An 18,438-nucleotide genomic window follows, 5' to 3' on the forward strand; every position below is an offset into this window, starting at 1 on the left:
GGCCCGCACCGCCTCACGGGGGCGCGGGCCCGGCCCCTCTCCCCTCGGTCACAGGTCGTTGCCCGCGTAGGAGAGGTTGAAGCTCTTGTTGGCCAGCGGGAAGTCCGGGACGATCGTGTCCGCCATGGCCACGGGCAGCGCGGGCCAGTTGAAGAAGGACGGGTCGACCGGCTTGACGCGGGTGAGTGTGCTGTCCGGGGCGAGTTCGACGCGGGTGACGATCGTGCCGCGCCAGCCCTCCGCGATCCCCACGCCCGAGCGTGGGCCCTCTCCGGAGAGCGGCGCGGACCAGGCACCGGCGGTCAGGTCCTCGGCGAAGTGGGTGATCAGGGCCAGCGACGCGTCGATCTCCTCGGCGCGGACCAGGAAGCGGGCCAGCACGTCTCCGGTGGTGTGTACGGGGACGTTCAGCCTGGCGCCGTTGCCGTCGCCATTGCCGTGGCCGTGGCCGTAGTCGGTGAAGGGGTGCGTGGTCCTCGCGTCGACGGCCAGGCCGCTGGCTCGGGCCACATAGCCCAGGCAGCCGATCTCCCGAGCCGCCTCGGGCTTCAGGACGGCGGTCGCCGTGAGACGGTCGCGGACCGTGGAGTGGCCGAGCGCGAGAGCGGTGATCTCCCGGATGTCCTCGCCCAGCGCCCTCAGGCGGTGCGGGTCGGGCACGGCGTGGAGCACCGCGCCGCCGGGGACCACGCCACCGCGCAGGAGGCGGTGTCCGGTGATCTCCCGGTTGAGGCGCAGGAGTTGTTCTCGTACGCGCTGGGCTTGGGCGTTGAGGACGGCGTGGCCGACGTCGTTGCAGAGCATGCCCAGGTCGGCGACGTGGTTGTGGACGCGCTCCAGCTCCAGGAGGAGGGCGCGGGCACGGGCCGCTTCGGGCGGCGCCTCGGTGCCCGTGGCCTCCTCCACCGCCAGGCAGTACGCCAGCGCGTGGCCCACCGCCGTGTCGCCGCTGATGCGCTCCGCCAGCGGCAGGCCGTCGGTGGCGGCGCGCCCTTCGAAGAGTTTTTCCACACCCTTGTGGACGAACCAGAGGCGGGCCTTGAGCTTGAGGACGGTCTCACCGACGACCGAGAAGCGGAAGTGACCCGGTTCGATGAGTCCCGCGTGGACAGGGCCGACCGGGATCTCGTAGACGCCGTCGCCCTCGACCTCCAGGAACGGGTAGGGGCCCTCCTGCTCACCGAAGGGCGGCGGCTCGCCCGCGCCCGGCGCCATCGGGTACCAGCCCCGAGGCCAGTGGAAGTGGCGGACGAGGCGGCGGGGCTGGGGGTGGCCGAGCGGCACGATGCCGAACAGGTCGTGCGTCTCGCGCTCGAACCGGCCTGCTGGAAAGGAGAGTTCGGCGAGGCTCGGGATCTCGGGGCGGTCCGGGTCCAGGCGCACGTGGAGCTCCGTGCGGGTGTCCGGCGGGCCCGCGACGAAGAGGTGCACGACTCGGATGCCCTCGGGCCGGTCGTGGCGCTCACCGTTGCGGTCACCGCGGCGGTGGCCCTTACCCCGGGCGTCACCGTGGGTGTCCGGGTGGGCTGCCACCAAGGCCAGACGGTACCCCTCTGACAGCAACTCCGCTGCCCTTCGCGGCAGTTCGTCCGGCGTGATCTCGTAGGTGGTGCGCATCGGCTCAATGCCCTCCGATCGTCTGGGCGGCGGCGTGCAGCACACCGGCGAGTGGGCCGAGCCAGATCCCCAGGGCGGTACACGCGGCCAGCCCCACCGCCAGTGGCCAGAGGGCGGAGCCCTCGGAGCCCTCGGAGGCTTCGGAGCCCTCGGAGTCCTCGGAGGCTCCGGGCGGGGCCGGCATCCGTGCCGGGACCGGTATCCGTGCCGGGACCGGCGTCGGGCCGAGCAGCATGCGGGACGTACGGGCGGCCAGCGCGGCCAGGGCCGTGAGGACCAGGAGCAGGGCGACCGCCGTCGCCCACGCCAGGGGACCTCCGGCCAGGAAACCCGCCCGGGCCAGGGCCAGTTCCGACGCGAACAGGCTGAACGGCGGGAACCCCAGCAGCGCCACCACCGCGCATCCGAGCATGCCCGCGGACACGGGAGTACGGGCGAGCAGCCCGCGAACGCGGCCGATCCTCGCCGTACCGGTCAGGTGCAGCACGCGGCCGGAGGCGCAGAACGCCACCGACTTGGCCAGGCCGTGGCCCGCGATGTGCAGCAGGGCCGCCGTCAGGGCGAGCGGTGTGCCGATGGCCGCGGCCAGGGCCGTCAGACTCATGTGTTCCATCGAGGAATAGGCCAGCATCCGCTTGTAGTCGCGCTGGGCGAGCAGCAGTCCGGCCGCGAGCGCGAGGGTGAGCAGCGCGATCCCGGCCAGCAGGGTCCTGGTGAAGCCGGTGCCGAGGGCCGCGTCCGCGATGACCCGGTAGCGCAGGATCGCCGCGAACGCCACGGACAGCAGTACGCCCGACATGAGCGCGGAGACCGGCGCGGGTGCCTGGCTGTGCGCGTCGGGAAGCCAGGCGTGCAGCGGTACGAGCCCCGCCTTCGTACCGAACCCGAGGACGATCAGGGTGATGCCGAGACGGGTGACCGCCGGGTCGAGCCGGTCGGCGTGGGCGACCAGCGTCGGCCAGTCGAGCGCCCATGCCTCCGCGATGCCCGCCTGCCGGGCCGCGTAGTAGATCAGCACCGTGCCGAGGAAGGCGAGCGCGATGCCCGCCGAGCAGATCACCACGTACTTCCAGGCGGCCTCGACGGACGTACGCGTACGCCGGTGGCCGACCAGGAACGCGGTGACGATGGTCGTCGCCTCCACCGCCACCCACAGCACACCCAGGTTGCCGGTGACCACCGCCAGGCACATCGCGGCGAGGAACGCGTGGACGAGGACGTGATAGCGCCACACCGTACGGTCCGTCGCGCGCCCCGCGGCCCGCTCGCCCGCCAGGTACGCGGGCGTCGCGCCGCAGGCGATCAGCGCGACCGCGCCGACGACCAGCAGCATCCACGCGGTCAGCGCGTCGCCGCGCAACAGACCGGCGTACGCGCGGATCGGCGCGCCCGGGGCCGAGGCGGCGGCCGACACCGCGAGCAGGGCGCCGCAGGCGAGGATCACCAGCGCAGAGACGAGGCCGGCCGAGCCCGTGAGGCGGCGTCGGCCCGTGCCGGCCGCCGCGTACGCCGCGGCGACGAGCAGCGGTACGGCGGCGGGTGCGGTCAGCACCAGCGTGGCGTTCATCAGTCGTGCAGCTCCCGCAGGTCGTCGATGTCGGTCGTGCCGAACGCGGCCCGCACACGGGTGGTGAGGGTCTGCAGCACCAGTACCGCGAGCAACACGTCGAAGGAGACGCCGAGTTCGACGATCAGCGGCACGCCCGAGGTGGCGAGGAAGGCGATGGCGGTGATGCCGTTGTCCAGGAGCAGGAAGCCGACCAGCTGGGCCGGCGCCCGGCGCCGGGTGACCAGGACGAAGAAGCCGATCAGGACCACGGCGAGGCCCACCGGCAGGGCGCGGGTGGCCGGTGTCGGGTTCAGCTCGGTCAGCGGGCGCGCCACGGCGTAGGCGAGGAGGGTCAGCAGGGCGGCGGTCAGGAGGGAGGCCGCGACATTGACCAGGGGGCGGGCCTCGCGGTCCTCCTGGACCTCCCGGGCCTTGTGGACCTCGCGGGCCTCCCCGACCTCGCGGGCCTCCCCGACCTCGCGCGCCCTGTGGCGCCCGTCGTCCCCTCCCGACGCGTCCGACCCCGCCGCCGTTACAGTCGGCGTAGCCGTTACCGACCCCGTCGCCGTCGCCGTTACCGACCCCGTCGCCGTTACCGTCGCCGTCGCCGTTACCGACCCCGTCGCCGTTACCGTCGCCGTCGGCGTCCGGCGGATCACATACGGCAGCACACCCGCCCGCAGCGCCCCCACACCGAGGCCCACGCCGACCAGGTCCCACCGCCTCTCGTGGGCGCCGAGCAGTACCGCGACGGCCGCGAGCGCTACGCCCTGGAACGCGAACAGCCGCACCATCGCGGTGAGTTCGCGGCGCCACAGTACGACGACCGCCGCCAGCAGGAAGGCCCCGCAGGCCAGGTCCAGGAGCTGGGGGTACGCGCCGCCGCCGGTCATGACCCCGCTCCGTTCAGGAAGTACGAGGCGGCCACGGCGAGCAGCGCCAGCAGGAACGAACCCGCGAGCAGTTCCGGCACCCGGAACAGCCGCACCTTCGCCCAGAGCACCTCGGCCGCGGCGAGCACCGCGGCAAGGACGCACACCTTCGCCGCGAACGCCACCAGCGCGATCGCGAGCGCCGCCCACGAGCCGCTGGTGGCGATCGCCCACGGCGCGAAGAGCGAGGACAGCAGGCCGAGCAGCAGGGTGAGCCGCATCTGGGCGCCCAGTTCGACCAGGGCCAGGTCCGGGCCCGCGTACTCCAGTGTCATCGCCTCGTGGATCATCGTCAGTTCCAGGTGCGTGGACGGGTTGTCCACCGGGATGCGGCCGGTCTCCGCGATCACCGCCACCGCGAGCGCGGCGGCGGCGAGCAGACCGGCCGGAGAGGCGAGGCGAGCCGGTTCGTGCGCGGCTCCGGAGACGATGGCGGGGATGTTGGTCGTGCCGGCCGGTATCGACAGCGCGAACACCGAGAGCAGGATGGTCGGTTCGACCAGCGCGGCGATCGTCATCTCCCGCGAGGCGCCCATCCCGCCGAACGCCGTGCCGGTGTCGAGCCCGGCCAGGGCCAGAGCGAACGTGCCGAGCGCGATCAGGGCCACCACCACGATCAGGTCCGCGTGCGAACTGACCGGGGTGTCGGTGGACAGCAACGGGACCAGTGCCGCGGCGACCACGGTCGTGGCGACCAGGAGGGCGGGGGCGGCCCGGAAGGCGGGCCCCGTCCCCACCGGCGTGATGGACTCCTTGCGCAGCAGTTTGCGCGTGTCCCGCCACGGCTGGAGCACTCCGGCACCGGCCCGCCCCTCCAGGCGGGCCCGCACCTGCCGCATCCACCCGGTCAGCAGCGGCGCTCCCGCCACGACCACGAGGATCTGTGCGGCCACGGCCGCGTACCCGACCGCTCCGGCGGTTCCGGCGGTTCCGGCGGTTCCGGCGGTTCCGGCGGTTCCGGCGGTCAGGGCGGTTCCGATGGGTACGGATGTGCTCATGGCTTCCATGGGTTCGTTCTCACCAGCCCGTCGTCAGTGCCAGCAGCAGGACCACGAGGCCCGCGAAGCCGTAGCCGAGATAGAGGTGCACGCTGCCGTTGGCGAGGCGCCTCGCCGCCCGCCCGGCCCGGTCCAGACCGCGCAGTACGGGCTCGTAGAGGCGGTGTTCGATCCGGTCGGGCACGCTGCGCTGGAAGCGCACGCGGTCCACCAGGTAGGCCGATTCGCGCACCGGGGTGATGTCCACGTCCTGTTCGGGGGCCAGCACGTCGTCGAAGACGCGTTGCAGCGGCTCGGCGAACGAGGTCGCCGTGTACGCCATGCGCGGCGTCGGGGCGCCGCCCCCGCAGTCCCACAGACGGGCGTGCACGCGGCGTCGGCGGCGACGCGCCAGGAGCCGGGGCAGTCCGGCCGCGAGCAGGGTCGCCGCGGTCAGAGCCGCCACCACCCACAGCGGGGACATCCGCGCGGACACGTCGGCGAGCCGCACCCCCAACTCGCCTCCGCCCCGCGGCGCTCCGCCGCCGGTCGGTCCGGTCGCGGCGCTCACGGCCCGGCCGAGACCGTCGGCGAACAGGCCCGGCGCCACGGCGAGCGCCACGACCCCGACCGCGAGGAGCCCCGCGCCGACGAGCATGAGCGGCGGCGCCTCGCGGGCCGCCGCGGCCCGCTCGTCGCGCGGCCGGGCGAAGAAGCCCACGCCGAGCGCCTTCACGAAGGCGGCCGCGGCGATCCCCGCCGACAGCGCCACCAGCGCCACCGACAGCGGCAGCACGACGGCCACCGCGACACCGGGCACACGCAGACCGTGGATGAGGGACTGGAGCAGCAGCCACTCGCTCACGAACCCGTTGCCCGGGGGCAGCGCCACCGCGCCGAGCGCGCCGAGCGCGAAGAGTCCGGCGGTCCACGGCATACGGGCCCGCAGGCCGCCCAACCGGTCCAGGTCGCGCAGGCCCGTGGCCCGCACCACGGACCCGGCCGCGCAGAACAACAGGGCCTTGAACGCGGAGTGGTTGACGACGTGCAGCAGCGCCGCCGCCAGGGCCAGGGCGGCCTGCGGCCGGTCACCGTGGGCGGCAAACAGGCCCGACGCGCCGACGCCGATCAGGACAAGACCCATGTTCTCGCTGCTCGAGTACGCGACCAGGCGCTTCAGGTCGGAGGCCATCGCAGCCTGCAGCACGCCGTACACGGCGCTGAGCCCGCCGAGCGCGAGCACGCCGAGCCACCACCACGCGGTGCCGCCGCCGAGCAGATCGAAACCGGTGCGGACGAGCCCGTACACGCCGAGGTTGACCATCGTCGCGCTCATCAGCGCCGAGACGGGGTCGGGGGCCTCCGGGTAGGCGCGCGGCAGCCAGGTGTGCAGCGGTACCGCGCCCGCCTTCGACGTGAAGGCGAGGGCGACGAGGACGAAGACGAGGCCGCGCACGCCCGGCGAGAGGGTGTGCGCGCCCGCCCGCAGCGCGGCGAAGGTCTCCCCGCCGGCGTCCGCGGCGAACAGCGCGAACCCGGTCAGCAGGAGTACGAGCCCGAGGTGGGTCATCACCGCGTACCAGACGCCCGCCCGCCGCACCGCGGGACGCTCCCGGTGGTCGGCGAGGACGAGCAGCAGCGAGCCGAGCGCCATCGCCTCCCACAGCGCCAGGAACGTGGACACGGACGCCGCGACCGGGACGAGCAGCAGGCTGAGCGCGAACAGCGGCAACACCGCTTGCGCGCCCCGCGAACCGAGACCCCGCACGCCGGGGCCCGGCACACCGGGGCCCGGGGCGCGGCACTCGGGGGCAGGGCGTCGCGCCGGTCGGCCGGCCGCGTACCCGACGCCGTACACCGCGACGGCCGTGACCACCGCGCCCGCGATCGTCATGAACCATCCGGCCAGCGCGTCCACCGCCAAGTACGTGCCGCCCAGCGGGAGCACGTTCGGGAACTCGGCGGACCAGTGGGTGCCGGTCAGCGCGGTGACGCCCACCGCGGCGCCCGCCGCGCCGACACCCGCCGTCAGCGCGCCGACGAGCGGGACACGCGCGCGGTGCGGCACGACGAGCGCGGCGAGGGCGCCCGCGCCGCCGAGCCCCGTGGCCGTCGCCAGGGCGACCGGGATGGCGCTCACCGACCGGTCACCCTCCGCAGCGCCGCCACGATCGCCTCGGGCTCCGGCGGGCAGCCAGGCACGGTCAGGTCCACCGGTACGACGTCGGCCACGGCCCCCTCGACGCCGTGGCCGCCCGCGAACTCGCCGCAGTCGATCGCGCAGTCGCCCACCGCCACCACCAGGCGCGGTTCGGCCATCGCGGCGACCGTGCGGCGCAGCGGCTCGGCCATGTTCCGGGTCACCGGGCCCGTGACCAGCGCCACGTCCGCGTGGCGCGGCGAGGCGACGATGCGGGCGCCGTAGCGCTCGGCGTCATGGAGGGGGTTGAACGCGGCGGCGATCTCGATCTCGCAGCCGTTGCAGGACCCGGCGTCCACACAGCGCACCTGCGCCGAGCCGCCCAGCTCCCGCGCCTTCTCCAGGACCCCGCCCTCCGGGCGCGGCGGAGCGGGCTCGGCCACCCTCCCGGTGGCCCGGATCTTGCGCAACAGGCCCATGGAACCTCCGCCTCCGACTAATCGCTTCCTGACTGATGGCCTGCCGACCGGTTGCCTGCCGACCGGTTGCCTGCCGACCGATGGCTACTGGTCGGGGGTCCGCCGTCCGCACGCAGGTCCGCCAGGAGCTCCGCCTGGCCCGCGAGCACGCCCGAAAGGATCGAGCGCGCCACCCGCAGCAGCTCGCCCACTTCCGGGCTGGTCAGCGAGTAGTACACGGTCGCCCCCTCCTTACGGGTCCGCACCAGGCTCGCCCGCCGCAGCACGGCCAGCTGCTGGGACAGGTGCGCCGGCTCGATCCCCACCTCGGGCAGCAGCTGGGCGACCGCGTGCTCGCGCTCGCTCAGCAGCTCCAGGACGCGGATACGGGCCGGATGGCCGAGGGTCCGGAAGAACTCCGCCTTCAGCTGGTAGAGCGGCGCACTGCGCGCACTGGGCGCAGTGGGCGCAGTGGGCGCAGTGGGCATGCGTCCTCCCCCCTCAGGCAGGTTCGGCAAGAATCTCAGCAATTGCGAATATTCGCAAGTGACATCTTTACTATATCCCCCGCTTCCTGCTCCGCGAGCAGCGCGACGGTCTCAGAACCGGGTTCCCTCGGTGGCCTGCTCCGTCCAGATGACCTTGCCGTTCGCCGTGTAGCGCGTGCCCCAGCGCTGGGCGAGCTGGGCCACGATCAGCAGGCCGCGGCCGCCCTCGTCGGTGGTCCGGGCGTGGCGCAGGTGCGGGGCGGTGCTCACGGCGTCGGAGACCTCGCAGATCAGGGCGCGGTCGCGGATCAGGCGGAGGGAGACGGGGCCGGTGGCGTGGCGGATGGCGTTGGTGACCAGTTCGCTGACGATGAGCTCCGTCGTGAAGGCGAGGTCGTCCAGCCCCCACTCGGCCAGCCGCCGGACCACGACGGCGCGGGCGTGCGAGACGGCGGCCGGGTCGCTGGGCAGGTCCCAGCAGACGACGTGGTCGGGGGCGAGGACCCGGGTCCGGGCGAGCAGCAGGGCCACGTCGTCGGAGGGCGGGCCGGTCAGCAGGGCGTCGACCGCGGCCTTTCCGGTCTCCGTCAGGGTCGGCCGGGGCGTGGCGAGGGCGGCGCCGAGGCGGGAGAGGCCGACGTCGATGTCCCGGTCGAAGGTCTCGATGAGGCCGTCGGTGTAGAGCCCGATGAGGCTGCCCTCCGGCAGTTCGAGCTCTGCGGACTCGAAGGGGAGGTAGCCGAGGCCGAGCGGTGGTCCGGTGGGCAGGTCGAGGATCTCGACGGCACCGTCCGGCGAGACGATCACGGGCGGAAGGTGCCCGGCCCGAGCGAGCGTGCACCGGCGGCTGACCGGGTCGTAGACGGCGTAGAGGCAGGTGGCGCCCAGGAACGCGGTACCCGCGGACTCACCCACGGCCGTACCGGCCGCCGCACCGGCGATGCCGCTCCCCACCTCGTCCCGCGGCCCACCGGGAGCCTCCCTCACCGACCCGCCGGCCGCCCCGCCCGCGGAATCAACCGGCGCCTCCCCCGCCGGCCCGCCCGCGGTCCCACCAACGCACTCGCCCACGGACTCACCGGCCCCCGCCCCGGCCGCGGGCTCCCCCACCGCCGCCCCCGCCTCACACTCCGGCCCGGAACCCCGCCCAGACTCAGGTCCCGCCCCAGGCCCCGCCCCCCGTTCCCCGACGGTCTCCGCCCCCATCATCCCGATCACCAAGTCGTCCAGGTGGGCGAGGAGTTCGTCCGGGGGGAGGTCCAGGTCGGCCAGGGTGCGGACCGCGGTGCGCAGGCGGCCCATCGTCGCGGCGGCGTTCATGCCGTGGCCGACGACGTCGCCGATGACCAGGGCGACCCGGGCGCCGGAGAGCGGGATGACGTCGAACCAGTCGCCGCCCACCCCGCTGGGGGCGTCCGCCGGCAGGTACCAGGAGGCCACGTCGAGGGCGGAGCCGCCCGACAGTTCACGCGGCATCAGGTAGTGCTGCATCGAGCGGGCCGCCGTCCGCTCGCGGGTGTAGCGGCGGGCGTTGTCGACGCAGACCGCCGCGCGGGAGACCAGCTCCTCGGCCAGCCGCACGTCGTCGTCGGCGAAGGGGCCCCGGCCACCGGAGCGGGCGAACGTCGCCACGCCCAGGGTGACGCCGCGCGCCCGCACCGGGACGACCAGCAGCGAGCGGAAGTCGTAGTCGCGGATGGAGGCGGCCAGCGCCTCGTCCTCCGTCACCCAGGGGCTGCTGGAGGGGTCCAGGGTGCGGTCGATCAGGGTTCTGCTCTGCAGCAGGCAGAGCGTCACCGGTGACGAGGGGGCGCGGCGGACCGTCTCACCGACCGCCAAGGTCGCCTCGGGGCAGCCCTCCCGTACCGAACTCTGCCCCGCCCGGCGCAGGACGGGCGCCATGCCGACGGGTCCCGGAGCCGGTTCCTCGCCGCGCATGACGGAGTCGAGCACGTCGACGGAGACGAACTCGGCGACGGACGGCACGGCCTCGTCGGCGAGTTCCTGGGCGGTCCGCGTCACCTCCAGCGTGCTGCCGATGCGGGCACCGGCGTCGTTGAGGAGGGCCAGGCGTTCCTGGGCGCGCCAGCGTTCGGTGACGTCGACGACCATGTAGGAGATGCCGACGTACCGGCCCTTGCGGTCCTTCATGCCGAAGAAGGAGGCGGAGTACGCGCGCGTGCGGTCGGAATCGGTGAGGCCGGGGCCGGTGGGTCCTGAGCCGCGGTACTCGTAGTCCAGGACCGGTTCCCCGGTCCGCAGGACCGTACGCATCTGCTCCTCCAGGGCCGCGCCCTCGGGGCCCGGCAGCAGCTCGCCTGCCCGTCGGCCCATCCGCTGTTCGAGGGGGATGAGCCGGTCCAGCGGCTCGTTGACCCACACGTAGCGCAGGTCGGTGTCCAGGACGGCGAGGCCCACGGGCGCGTGGGTGAGGAACGGGGTGCTCATCAGCTGGCTCATGCCGCCGCCCGGCATCCGCCAGAACGCCCGTTTCGGCGGCCGGCCCACGAATCGGCCGAACACCAGCGCGGCGACCGTGGCGACGAGCACCCCGGGGACCATCTCGTAGATGCCCGACCGCAGGGGGCCGAGCAGCGGGTTGATGTGGGACCAGAGCAGGACGGTGGCCGCGCCCGAGACGATCCCGGCCATGGCGCCCGCCCAGGTCATGCGCGGCCAGTAGAGGGAGAGCAGGACGACGGGCCCGAACGTGGCGCCGAAGCCCGCCCAGGCGTGGGCGACGATGCCGAGCAGCCCGCCGCCGTGCAGCGCGATCACGAACGCCACCAGGGTCACCAGGACGACGGCGGCGCGCCCGGTCCACACCAGCGTCCGGTCCGGGGCGGGGCGGCGCAGGTGCGCGCGGTAGAAGTCCTCCGTGAGGGCGACGGACGCCACGAGGAGCTGACTGTCCGCCGTGGACATGATCGCGGCCAGTACGGCGATCAGCATCACTCCGGCGCCCCAGGGCGAGAGCAGGCTCTGGGTCAGGGCGATGTAGACGTTGCCCGGGTGGGCCAGCGGGGTGTGGAGGCGGGCGATGCCCGCGAGGCCGACGAGGGTGGCGCCGGTGAGGACGACGATGACCCAGCCCGTTCCGATGCGGCGGGCCGCGGGGATGGCGCGGGTGCTGCGGATGCCCATGAAGCGGGCCAGGATGTGGGGTTGGCCGAAGTAGCCGAGGCCCCAGGCGAGCAGCGAGATGATCGTCACGGCGCCGATCGACCCCTGGGACGACCACCGGCCGTCCGTGTAACCGACCCGTGCCCCCATGTCGAGGAGCCCGGACGCCTTGGCGTGCAGGGCCCCGCCGAGCGCGCCGAACCCGCCGAGCGCGGCGACACCGGTCAGCGAAACCACGAGCAGGGCCAGGAACATGAGCGTGCCCTGCAGTACGTGCGTCAGGCTGACGGCGATGAAGCCGCCCAGGGCCGCGTAGACGACGATCACCAGGGCCGTCAGGGTGACGCCGACCCAGAACCGGAAACCGAACACCCGCTCGAAGAGCAGTCCGCCGGCCACGAGGCCGCTGGCGACGTACAGGGTGAAGAAGACGAGCGTGATCGCCGCCGAGACCATCCTGAGCATCCGGGTGCGGTCCTCGAACCGCTCCTCCAGGTAGGCGGGCAGGCTCACGGCGTTCTCGGCGCGCGCGGTGTAGGTGCGAAGGCGCGGCGCGACGAACAGCCAGTTGAGGTACGTGCCCGCCACCAGGCCCACGGCGATCCATCCGGCGCCGAGCCCGGCGGCATACACCGCGCCGGGAAGCGCGAGGAACAGCCACCCCGACATGTCGCTGGCGCCGGCGGACAGGGCGGCGACGAACCCGCTGAGCCTGCGGCCCCCCAGGGCGAAGTCGGCGAAGGTGTGCGTGCGGGAGTACGCCCAGACCCCTGTTGTGATCATGACGGCCACGTACACGGCGAACGTGGCGGCGACCGGCGCACTCATATCGACCATATCGACCTCGTCTGCGAGGTTCACGATGATTACAAATGTACCGATCTGGGCGATGAGGGTCACCCGTACCTCACACGCGCGGTCCCGTCCCCCTGAACACCCCGTCGAGCCTCGGCTCCACGACGTACCGGAAGACGCGCCGCACCGGCGGCGTGCACAGGGCCGTGGCCACCGCCGCGGCGAGCAGCGTCACCGCGGCCTCGCCCCACGGGGTGTGCGGCCACGCCGGGTGGTACCAGCCCCGGAACCAGGCGCCCTTGGCGAGGAAGCCGTGCAGCAGGTAGGCGTACAGGGTCCCGGCGCCCAGCGTGGTGAACCAGACTCGCCGGCCCGCCTCCCGCGCGTAAAACCGTGCTGGTCAGCGAGTCCGGGCCGGGGCGCCAGCGCGGGCGCGGCGGCGGGCGCGCAGCAGTTCGAGGCCGAGCGGGATCAGGGAGACGACGATGACCAGGGCGACCATCGGCAGCAGGTAGTGGTCGACGTTCGGGACGCTCGACCCCAGCGCGTACCCGCCGAGGACCAGGCCGACCGTCCACACCAGGCCGCCGGCCGCCTGCCAGAGCGTGAAGGTGCGCGCGGGCACCCCGACGACCCCGGCCAGCGGGTTGAGCACGGTGCGCACCACCGGCACGAACCGGGCGAGGACGACGGCCTTGCCGTGCCCGTAGCGGGCCAGGAGCTGTTCGGCGCGGGCCGTGCCCTCCAGGAGGTGCCGGTTGCGGGTGCGGGCGAGGAGCGCGCGCCCGGCGCGGCGGCCGATCAGGTAACCGGTCTGCGCGCCGAGCAGCGCGCCGGCCACGGCGGCGACGAGGACGCCCGGCAGCGACAGGTGCACACCGCTGGACGACGTGGTGGCGCACAGCAGCCCGGCGGTGAAGAGCAGCGAGTCACCGGGCAGGAAGAACCCGATGAGCAGCCCGGTCTCGGCGAACAGGACGAGGAACACCCCGGCCGTGCCGAGCGCCGTCAGCAGCGACGTCGCGTCGAGCGGATTGAGCGCCAGTGACACCCGATGTCCTTTCCCGCCACGCACCGCGCAGCAAAGCGCATGGCACACTCGGAGCACGGCAGCTTTTACACCACCGTAGAAGTCCCGCGCGGACGTCCCGCGCGGCGACCCTAGAAGTTTTACACGACTGTAGAAGACCTGGGAGGGAACGACAAAGCCCATGGACTCCAACGCACCGGACCGCGCCGGGAAACGCGCCAACGGCGAGCGGGAGACCCAGGTCCTCGACCTGCTGCTGCACGCCGACGAGGCCCTGACCCCGGGCGAGGTCGCCGAGCGGATCGGCGGCGAGCTGACCTACAGCAGCGTCGTGACCATTCTCACCCGCATGCACACCAAGGGCCTGCTCACCCGCTCACGGCGTGGCCGCGCCTACGCCTACGCGCCCGTCACCGACGCCCCTGGTTTCGCCGCCCGGCGCATGAACACCGTCCTCCAGGAGCGGCCCGACCGCGAGGCCGTGCTCGCCCGTTTCGCCGACAACCTGTCCGACACGGACGCGGACCTGCTGCGCCAGCTCCTCGGCCCCGACTCCGACTCCGCGCCGGGCCACCGGGCCACCGGCGCGTAGCACCCAGGGGGCCCGGATGCACCTCGCCGTCTATCTGCCGCTGCTGCTCACGCTGGTCGCGCCGCTGGGCGCCCGCCCGCTCGCCGAGCGCTGCGAGCCGCGCCTGGCCACCTGGCTGCTCACCGCGTCCGCGCTGCTGCTCGGCGCGGCGAGCACCCTCTGCCTCGGCCTGCTCGCGATCGCCGGCCTGGTCCAGATCCCCTGGCTCGCCTCCCTCGGCCACTGGTCGTCGGCGGCGGCGAGCAGCGACGACCCCACCCGGCTCCCCGTGGCCCTGGTCGCGGGGCTGCTCCTGGGCGGCGCCGCGATCGCGGCGGGGCGGATGTTCTGGCGGCGCGCCCGCTCGCTGGCCGCCGCCGCCATGGAGGCCGCCTGCACCCCGGCGCGGGACGGTGTCGCCGTCGTCGACGACATGGCGCCCGACGCCTTCGCGCTCCCCGGCCTTCCCGGCCGCGTCGTCGTCTCGACCGGCATGCTGCGCACCCTGGACGAGGCCGAGCACGACATCCTCCTCGCGCACGAGCGGGCCCATCTGTCCGCGCACCACTACGCCTTCGTCGCCCTGGCCCAGCTGGGCGCGGCCGCCAACCCGCTCCTGCGCCCCCTGGCGGCGGCCGTCGGCTACACGGTCGAGCGCTGGGCCGACGAGCGCGCCGCCGCCGGTACGGGCGACCGGGTCCGGGTGGCCCGCGCCGTCGGCAAGGCGGCACTGGCCGCCCGGCACACCGCCACAGGGGCTCCTCACGGCGCCGCGCTGGGTATCCTCGGCCTGCTCGGCCGCGGCGGCCGTCGCGGCGGCCGCAAGGACCCGCTCGCGGGCGCGGGCCCGGTGCCGCGCCGGGTGGCGGCGCTGCTCGCCCCGCCGCTCGGACCGCACCCCGCGCTGACCGCCGCGACCCTCGTGACACTGCTGGTCGCGGGCGTGTCGAGCGCCGAGGCCGCCCAGGACCTGCACGAGCTGCTGCGGTCGATCGGGGCGAGCTGAGCCCCCGTACGCCCCCACCGCACACAATATCTACACCGGTGTAGATGTTAAGCTGCCGTTCACCACCCGGCATCCCGGGGTTCCGGCTGCCTCCCCCTGCCCGAAAGACGACACCCGCTGATGCTCCCCCACTCCGCACCGCTCGCCTTCGACGGCTCCGGGATCGACGGTTCGCTGTTCACCAGCGTCACCGACTTCGCCCGCGACACGCACTGGCTCAACGCGCCCATCGCCCTGGCCACCAACCTCGGCCTGGGCGTCTTCGCCGTCCTCATGGTGATCGGCTGGTGGAAGGCGCGCGGCCGCGACGACAAGGCGATGGCACGCGCCCTGGCCGCGCCGTTCGCGGTGGTGATCGCCTTCGCCGTCGCGGAGGTCGTCAAGAAGCTCGTCGGCGAGGTCCGGCCCTGCCGCTCGCTGCCCCACGACTACTTCGTCTCCGCCTGCCCGGCCCCGGACGACTACGCGTTCCCCAGCGGGCACACCACCACGGCCGCCGCGACCATGGCCGCGCTCTTCCTCCTCGACCGGCGCCTGGCCGCGATCGCCGGGGTGTTCACCCTCCTGGAGGGCTTCACCCGCGTGTACGTGGGTGACCACTACCCCCACGACGTGCTCGGCTCCCTCGTCATCGCCACCCCTGTCGCCCTCGTCGCCGCCCTGCTCGTCGCCCGGGTCCTGGCGCCGCTGGTCACCCGCTTCCGGGCGGGCGGCGCCCTCCAGCCGCTGCTGGTCACCCAGGCCGTCACCCGGCCGCGAACTTCAGCAGGTCCGCGTTGAGCCGATCGGCGTGGCTGACGTAGAGACCGTGCCCGGCGCCCTCGTACTCCACGTACGTGCCGCCGGGCAGCAGCTCGGCCGTGCGCCGGCCGGTGAGCTCGGCGGGGGCGGAGAAGTCCGCGTCGCCGTGGACGGTCAGCGTCGGCACCCCGATCCCGCGCAGGTCCTCGCGGCTGTCGGCGTGGAAACACGCCTCCTGCATCCGCAGCGTCGCCCACGGTGAGGTCGACAGACACTGCCGGTAGGTGACGTCCATCTGCTCGGGCGAGACGTCGCTGCCCAGGTGCGTGGTGAAGTACAGCTGAGTCTGGCGGGCCAGCCACTTCGGCCGGTCGGCGCGGACCGCCGCGAGCAGACCGTCGAGCACGGCCTCGGGCACACCACCCGGGTTGTCGTCGGTCTGCTTCATGAACGGCAGGGTCGAGGAGACGAACGCGACCCGCGCGACCCGCCCCTCACCGTGCCGTGCCAGGTAGCGGGCGACCTCAGCGCCGCCCGTCGAGTGGCCGACGAGTACGACACCGGTCAGGTCCAGGTGGTCGAGGAGCGCCGCCAGGTCGTCGGCCGTGGTGTCGATGTCGTAACCCGTGGACGGGCGGTCGGAGCGGCCGTGACCGCGACGGTCGACGGCGACGCAGCGGTGGCCGCGCTCCACGAGGTACGGGATCTGGTACTCCCACATCTCGGCCGGGAGCATGGCCCCGGCGACGAGGACGATGGGCGCGCCCTCGCCGCCCCGGCCGTAGTCCTCGTAGGCGATGCGGGTGCCGTCGTGGCTCTCGAAGTACATCGGGGTGTCCTCCCGTTTCCCGTGCGGTGATCGTGTGTCCACCGAAAGAGTGACGTGAACGGGGGAACGGGTCGATTACCTCCGAGGTAGTGGCCGTGCGAAGAGGCCGTTACGCGGTGACGGTCGTGCTCAGCCCGTGCGAGGCGACAAGGCGCGCGGTGCCGTCCGCGAGCCGGTAGGAGAGCCCGGCCACGGCCGTGCGGCCCGCGGCCACGCCCTCGGCGAGCGCCTGCGAACGGTCCACGAGCAGATCGACGCTGTTCCGGATGTGCTCGTGGAGGATCTCCTCCTCGCTGGAGCGCCCGGCGGCGCGCGCCGACAGCACGCTCGGCGTCACCCGTTCCACGACGTCCCGCACGAAGCCGCCCGGCGTCGCGCCGTCCTCGACCGCGGCGCGGGCGGCGGCGACGGCACCGCACGAGTCGTGGCCGAGGACCACGACCAGCGGGCAGCCGAGCACGCTCACGCCGTACTCGATGCTGCCGAGGACCTCGGTGCCCACGACATGACCGGCGGTCCGCACCACGAACAGGTCACCGAGCCCCCGGTCGAAGATGATCTCGGCGGCAAGCCGGGAATCGGCGCAGCCGAACATCACCGCGAAGGGGCTCTGCGCCGGTGCGACCTCGGCGCGGCGCGCGGCGTCCTGGTTGGGGTGCGCGGGCGCGCCCGTCACAAACCGCTGGTTGCCCTCCATCAGCATCGCGAAGGCTTCGTCCGGACTTGTCGGTATCAGCGAATCGGTCATGGACGCAGCCTACGATCCCCGGACCCCACCGGCCGCCCCTACCCGACCGGCGCGGCCCTCCATAGCCTGACGCGATGGAAGAATCCGGCCTCCGCCGCCACCCGCACACACTCGGCCGCACGCCCCCGCCACCCGCACCGCCCCGGCCGCCGCACCCGCACCCGCACCCGCAAGAAGCCCAGCGGCGCGTCCTGCGCGTGCTGGTCGCCTCCCAGGTGCTCAGCGGCGCGGGCCTCGCGGCGGGCATCACCGTCGGCGCGCTGCTCGCCGAGGACATGCTCGGCTCGACGGGGCTCGCGGGCCTGCCCAGCGCCCTGTTCACCACCGGTTCCGCGCTCACCGCGGTGGCCGTGGGGCGCATATCCCAGGCGCGCGGCCGGCGCCCCGGCCTGGCGGTCGGCTATCTCACCGGGGCGGTCGGCGCGGCCGGCGTCATCGCCGCCGCCGTCGCCGGCATCCCCGCGCTGCTCTTCGCCGCCCTGTTCGTCTACGGCGCGGGCAGCGCCACCAACCTCCAGGCCCGGTACGCCGGAGCCGACCTCGCCGCGCCCGCGCACCGCGCCCGCGCCGTCTCCACGGTGCTGGTCGCCACGACGTTCGGCGGTGTCGTCGGCCCCAACCTTGCCTCCCCGGCCGGCGGCCTCGCCGCCGCGCTCGGCGTTCCGCGCCTGGCCGGTCCCTTCCTGCTCGCCGGAGCGGCCTACGCGCTCGCCGCCCTCGTACTGCTCCGGTGGCTGCGCCCCGATCCGCTGCTGCTCGCCCGTGCCGCGGGCGCCGCGCAGGCAACCCGGACGGTGGCGGCCCCGGAGGCGGCCGACGAGCCCCGCCGGCACGCACCGGGCGTCCTGTCGGGCGCCGCGGTCATGGTGCTCGCCCAGCTGGTCATGGTCGCGATCATGACGATGACGCCCGTCCAGATGCGCGACCACGGCCACGGCACCACCGCGTCGGGGCTCGTCATCGCGCTCCACGTCGGCGCGATGTACCTGCCCTCGCCGCTGACCGGACGGCTCGTCGACCGCCACGGCCCGGTGCGGCTCGCCGCCGCCTGCGGCATCACACTGCTCACCGCCGGGATCGTCGCCGCCACCGCGCCCGGCGGCTCGGTCCCGCTGCTCGCCCTCGCGCTCGTGCTGCTCGGCCTGGGCTGGAACCTCGGGCTCGTCTCCGGCACGGCGATCATCACGGACACCGTGCCGCTCGCCACACGTGCCAGGACCCAGGGCCTGGTCGACGTCTCGATCGCCGTCGCCGGGGCGACGGGCGGGCTGGCCTCCGGCCTGGTCGTCTCCGGTGCGGGCTACCCCGCCCTCGCGCTCGCCTGCGGCGTCCTCGCCCTCGCGATCCTGCCCGCGTCCGCCGTGAGGGCGGCCGCGGGCAGGAACCCGCGGTGAGGCCGTTCAGCCCCGGACCTCGGCGACCTCGGTCGCCGAG

The 18,438-nt window shown here is 74.1% G+C and carries 16 protein-coding genes; 4 read left to right on the forward strand and 12 right to left on the reverse strand.

Annotated elements, in window-relative coordinates; genetic code table 11:
* Positions 1–48: 48 nt before the first annotated feature.
* From OFY01_RS15465 to OFY01_RS15510, 10 genes are all read right to left on the reverse strand, one after another.
* Complete coding sequence (locus OFY01_RS15465; protein WP_266600245.1) at positions 49–1,617, reverse strand: hydrogenase large subunit; 1,569 nt, start codon at positions 1,615–1,617, stop codon at positions 49–51.
* 4 nt (positions 1,618–1,621) lie between these two features.
* The gene (locus tag OFY01_RS15470) at positions 1,622–3,184 is read right to left on the reverse strand and encodes a proton-conducting transporter transmembrane domain-containing protein (RefSeq protein WP_266600246.1); all 1,563 of its coding nucleotides are present in this window, start codon (positions 3,182–3,184) and stop codon (positions 1,622–1,624) included.
* Positions 3,184–4,059, reverse strand: a complete 876-nt coding sequence (locus OFY01_RS15475) for a hypothetical protein (RefSeq protein WP_266600247.1) — start codon at positions 4,057–4,059, stop codon at positions 3,184–3,186. Before OFY01_RS15475 ends, OFY01_RS15470 begins: the two co-directional genes overlap by 1 nt.
* Positions 4,056–5,096 (reverse strand): respiratory chain complex I subunit 1 family protein, encoded by a 1,041-nt coding sequence (locus OFY01_RS15480; protein ID WP_266600248.1) that lies wholly within the window; start codon positions 5,094–5,096, stop codon positions 4,056–4,058. Before OFY01_RS15480 ends, OFY01_RS15475 begins: the two co-directional genes overlap by 4 nt.
* 19 nt (positions 5,097–5,115) lie before the next feature.
* Positions 5,116–7,215 carry a proton-conducting transporter transmembrane domain-containing protein gene (locus tag OFY01_RS15485; protein ID WP_266600250.1) on the reverse strand — a complete coding sequence of 700 codons (2,100 nt, stop codon included), beginning with the start codon at positions 7,213–7,215 and terminating at the stop codon, positions 5,116–5,118.
* On the reverse strand, positions 7,212–7,694 hold the full coding sequence (locus OFY01_RS15490; RefSeq protein WP_266600252.1) for an NADH-quinone oxidoreductase subunit B family protein: 483 nt from the start codon (positions 7,692–7,694) through the stop codon (positions 7,212–7,214). The genes OFY01_RS15485 and OFY01_RS15490 overlap by 4 nt, the downstream gene beginning before the upstream one ends.
* Before the next feature lie 17 nt (positions 7,695–7,711).
* Positions 7,712–8,161 carry an ArsR/SmtB family transcription factor gene (locus tag OFY01_RS15495; protein WP_266600254.1) on the reverse strand — a complete coding sequence of 150 codons (450 nt, stop codon included), beginning with the start codon at positions 8,159–8,161 and terminating at the stop codon, positions 7,712–7,714.
* Positions 8,162–8,272: 111 nt separating this feature from the next.
* On the reverse strand, positions 8,273–12,121 hold the full coding sequence (gene putP, locus OFY01_RS15500; RefSeq protein ID WP_266600256.1) for a sodium/proline symporter PutP: 3,849 nt from the start codon (positions 12,119–12,121) through the stop codon (positions 8,273–8,275).
* A gap of 70 nt (positions 12,122–12,191) precedes the next feature.
* Positions 12,192–12,314 (reverse strand): hypothetical protein, encoded by a 123-nt coding sequence (locus tag OFY01_RS32410; RefSeq protein WP_323135518.1) that lies wholly within the window; start codon positions 12,312–12,314, stop codon positions 12,192–12,194.
* A gap of 165 nt (positions 12,315–12,479) precedes the next feature.
* Positions 12,480–13,130, reverse strand: a complete 651-nt coding sequence (locus tag OFY01_RS15510; protein ID WP_266600258.1) for a DedA family protein — start codon at positions 13,128–13,130, stop codon at positions 12,480–12,482.
* Positions 13,131–13,290: 160 nt separating this feature from the next.
* On the opposite strand from OFY01_RS15510, the gene OFY01_RS15515 reads away from it, so the two are divergent.
* From OFY01_RS15515 to OFY01_RS15525, 3 genes are all read left to right on the forward strand, one after another.
* Positions 13,291–13,701: a BlaI/MecI/CopY family transcriptional regulator gene (locus OFY01_RS15515; RefSeq protein ID WP_266600260.1), complete on the forward strand. Its 411-nt coding sequence runs from the start codon at positions 13,291–13,293 to the stop codon at positions 13,699–13,701.
* A 16-nt stretch (positions 13,702–13,717) separates the two neighbouring features.
* Entirely contained in the window at positions 13,718–14,686 is a 969-nt protein-coding gene (locus tag OFY01_RS15520) for a M56 family metallopeptidase (RefSeq protein ID WP_266600262.1), read from the forward strand.
* Positions 14,687–14,806: 120 nt separating this feature from the next.
* Complete coding sequence (locus OFY01_RS15525; RefSeq protein ID WP_266600264.1) at positions 14,807–15,466, forward strand: phosphatase PAP2 family protein; 660 nt, start codon at positions 14,807–14,809, stop codon at positions 15,464–15,466.
* Here OFY01_RS15525 and OFY01_RS15530 read toward each other — a convergent pair.
* Positions 15,432–16,256, reverse strand: a complete 825-nt coding sequence (locus OFY01_RS15530; protein WP_266600266.1) for an alpha/beta fold hydrolase — start codon at positions 16,254–16,256, stop codon at positions 15,432–15,434. The genes OFY01_RS15525 and OFY01_RS15530 overlap by 35 nt on opposite strands.
* A 109-nt stretch (positions 16,257–16,365) precedes the next feature.
* On the reverse strand, positions 16,366–17,004 hold the full coding sequence (locus OFY01_RS15535; RefSeq protein ID WP_323135519.1) for a carbonic anhydrase: 639 nt from the start codon (positions 17,002–17,004) through the stop codon (positions 16,366–16,368).
* Positions 17,005–17,078: 74 nt separating this feature from the next.
* Between OFY01_RS15535 and OFY01_RS15540 the strand changes: the two genes are divergently transcribed.
* Positions 17,079–18,398, forward strand: coding sequence for an MFS transporter (locus OFY01_RS15540; protein ID WP_266600268.1), 1,320 nt, complete (start codon positions 17,079–17,081; stop codon positions 18,396–18,398).
* The last annotated feature ends 40 nt before the right edge of the window (positions 18,399–18,438 follow it).

Origin of the sequence: Streptomyces beihaiensis (genome assembly GCF_026274175.1) — a bacterium.
In the GTDB taxonomy this organism is placed as follows: domain Bacteria; phylum Actinomycetota; class Actinomycetes; order Streptomycetales; family Streptomycetaceae; genus Streptomyces; species Streptomyces beihaiensis.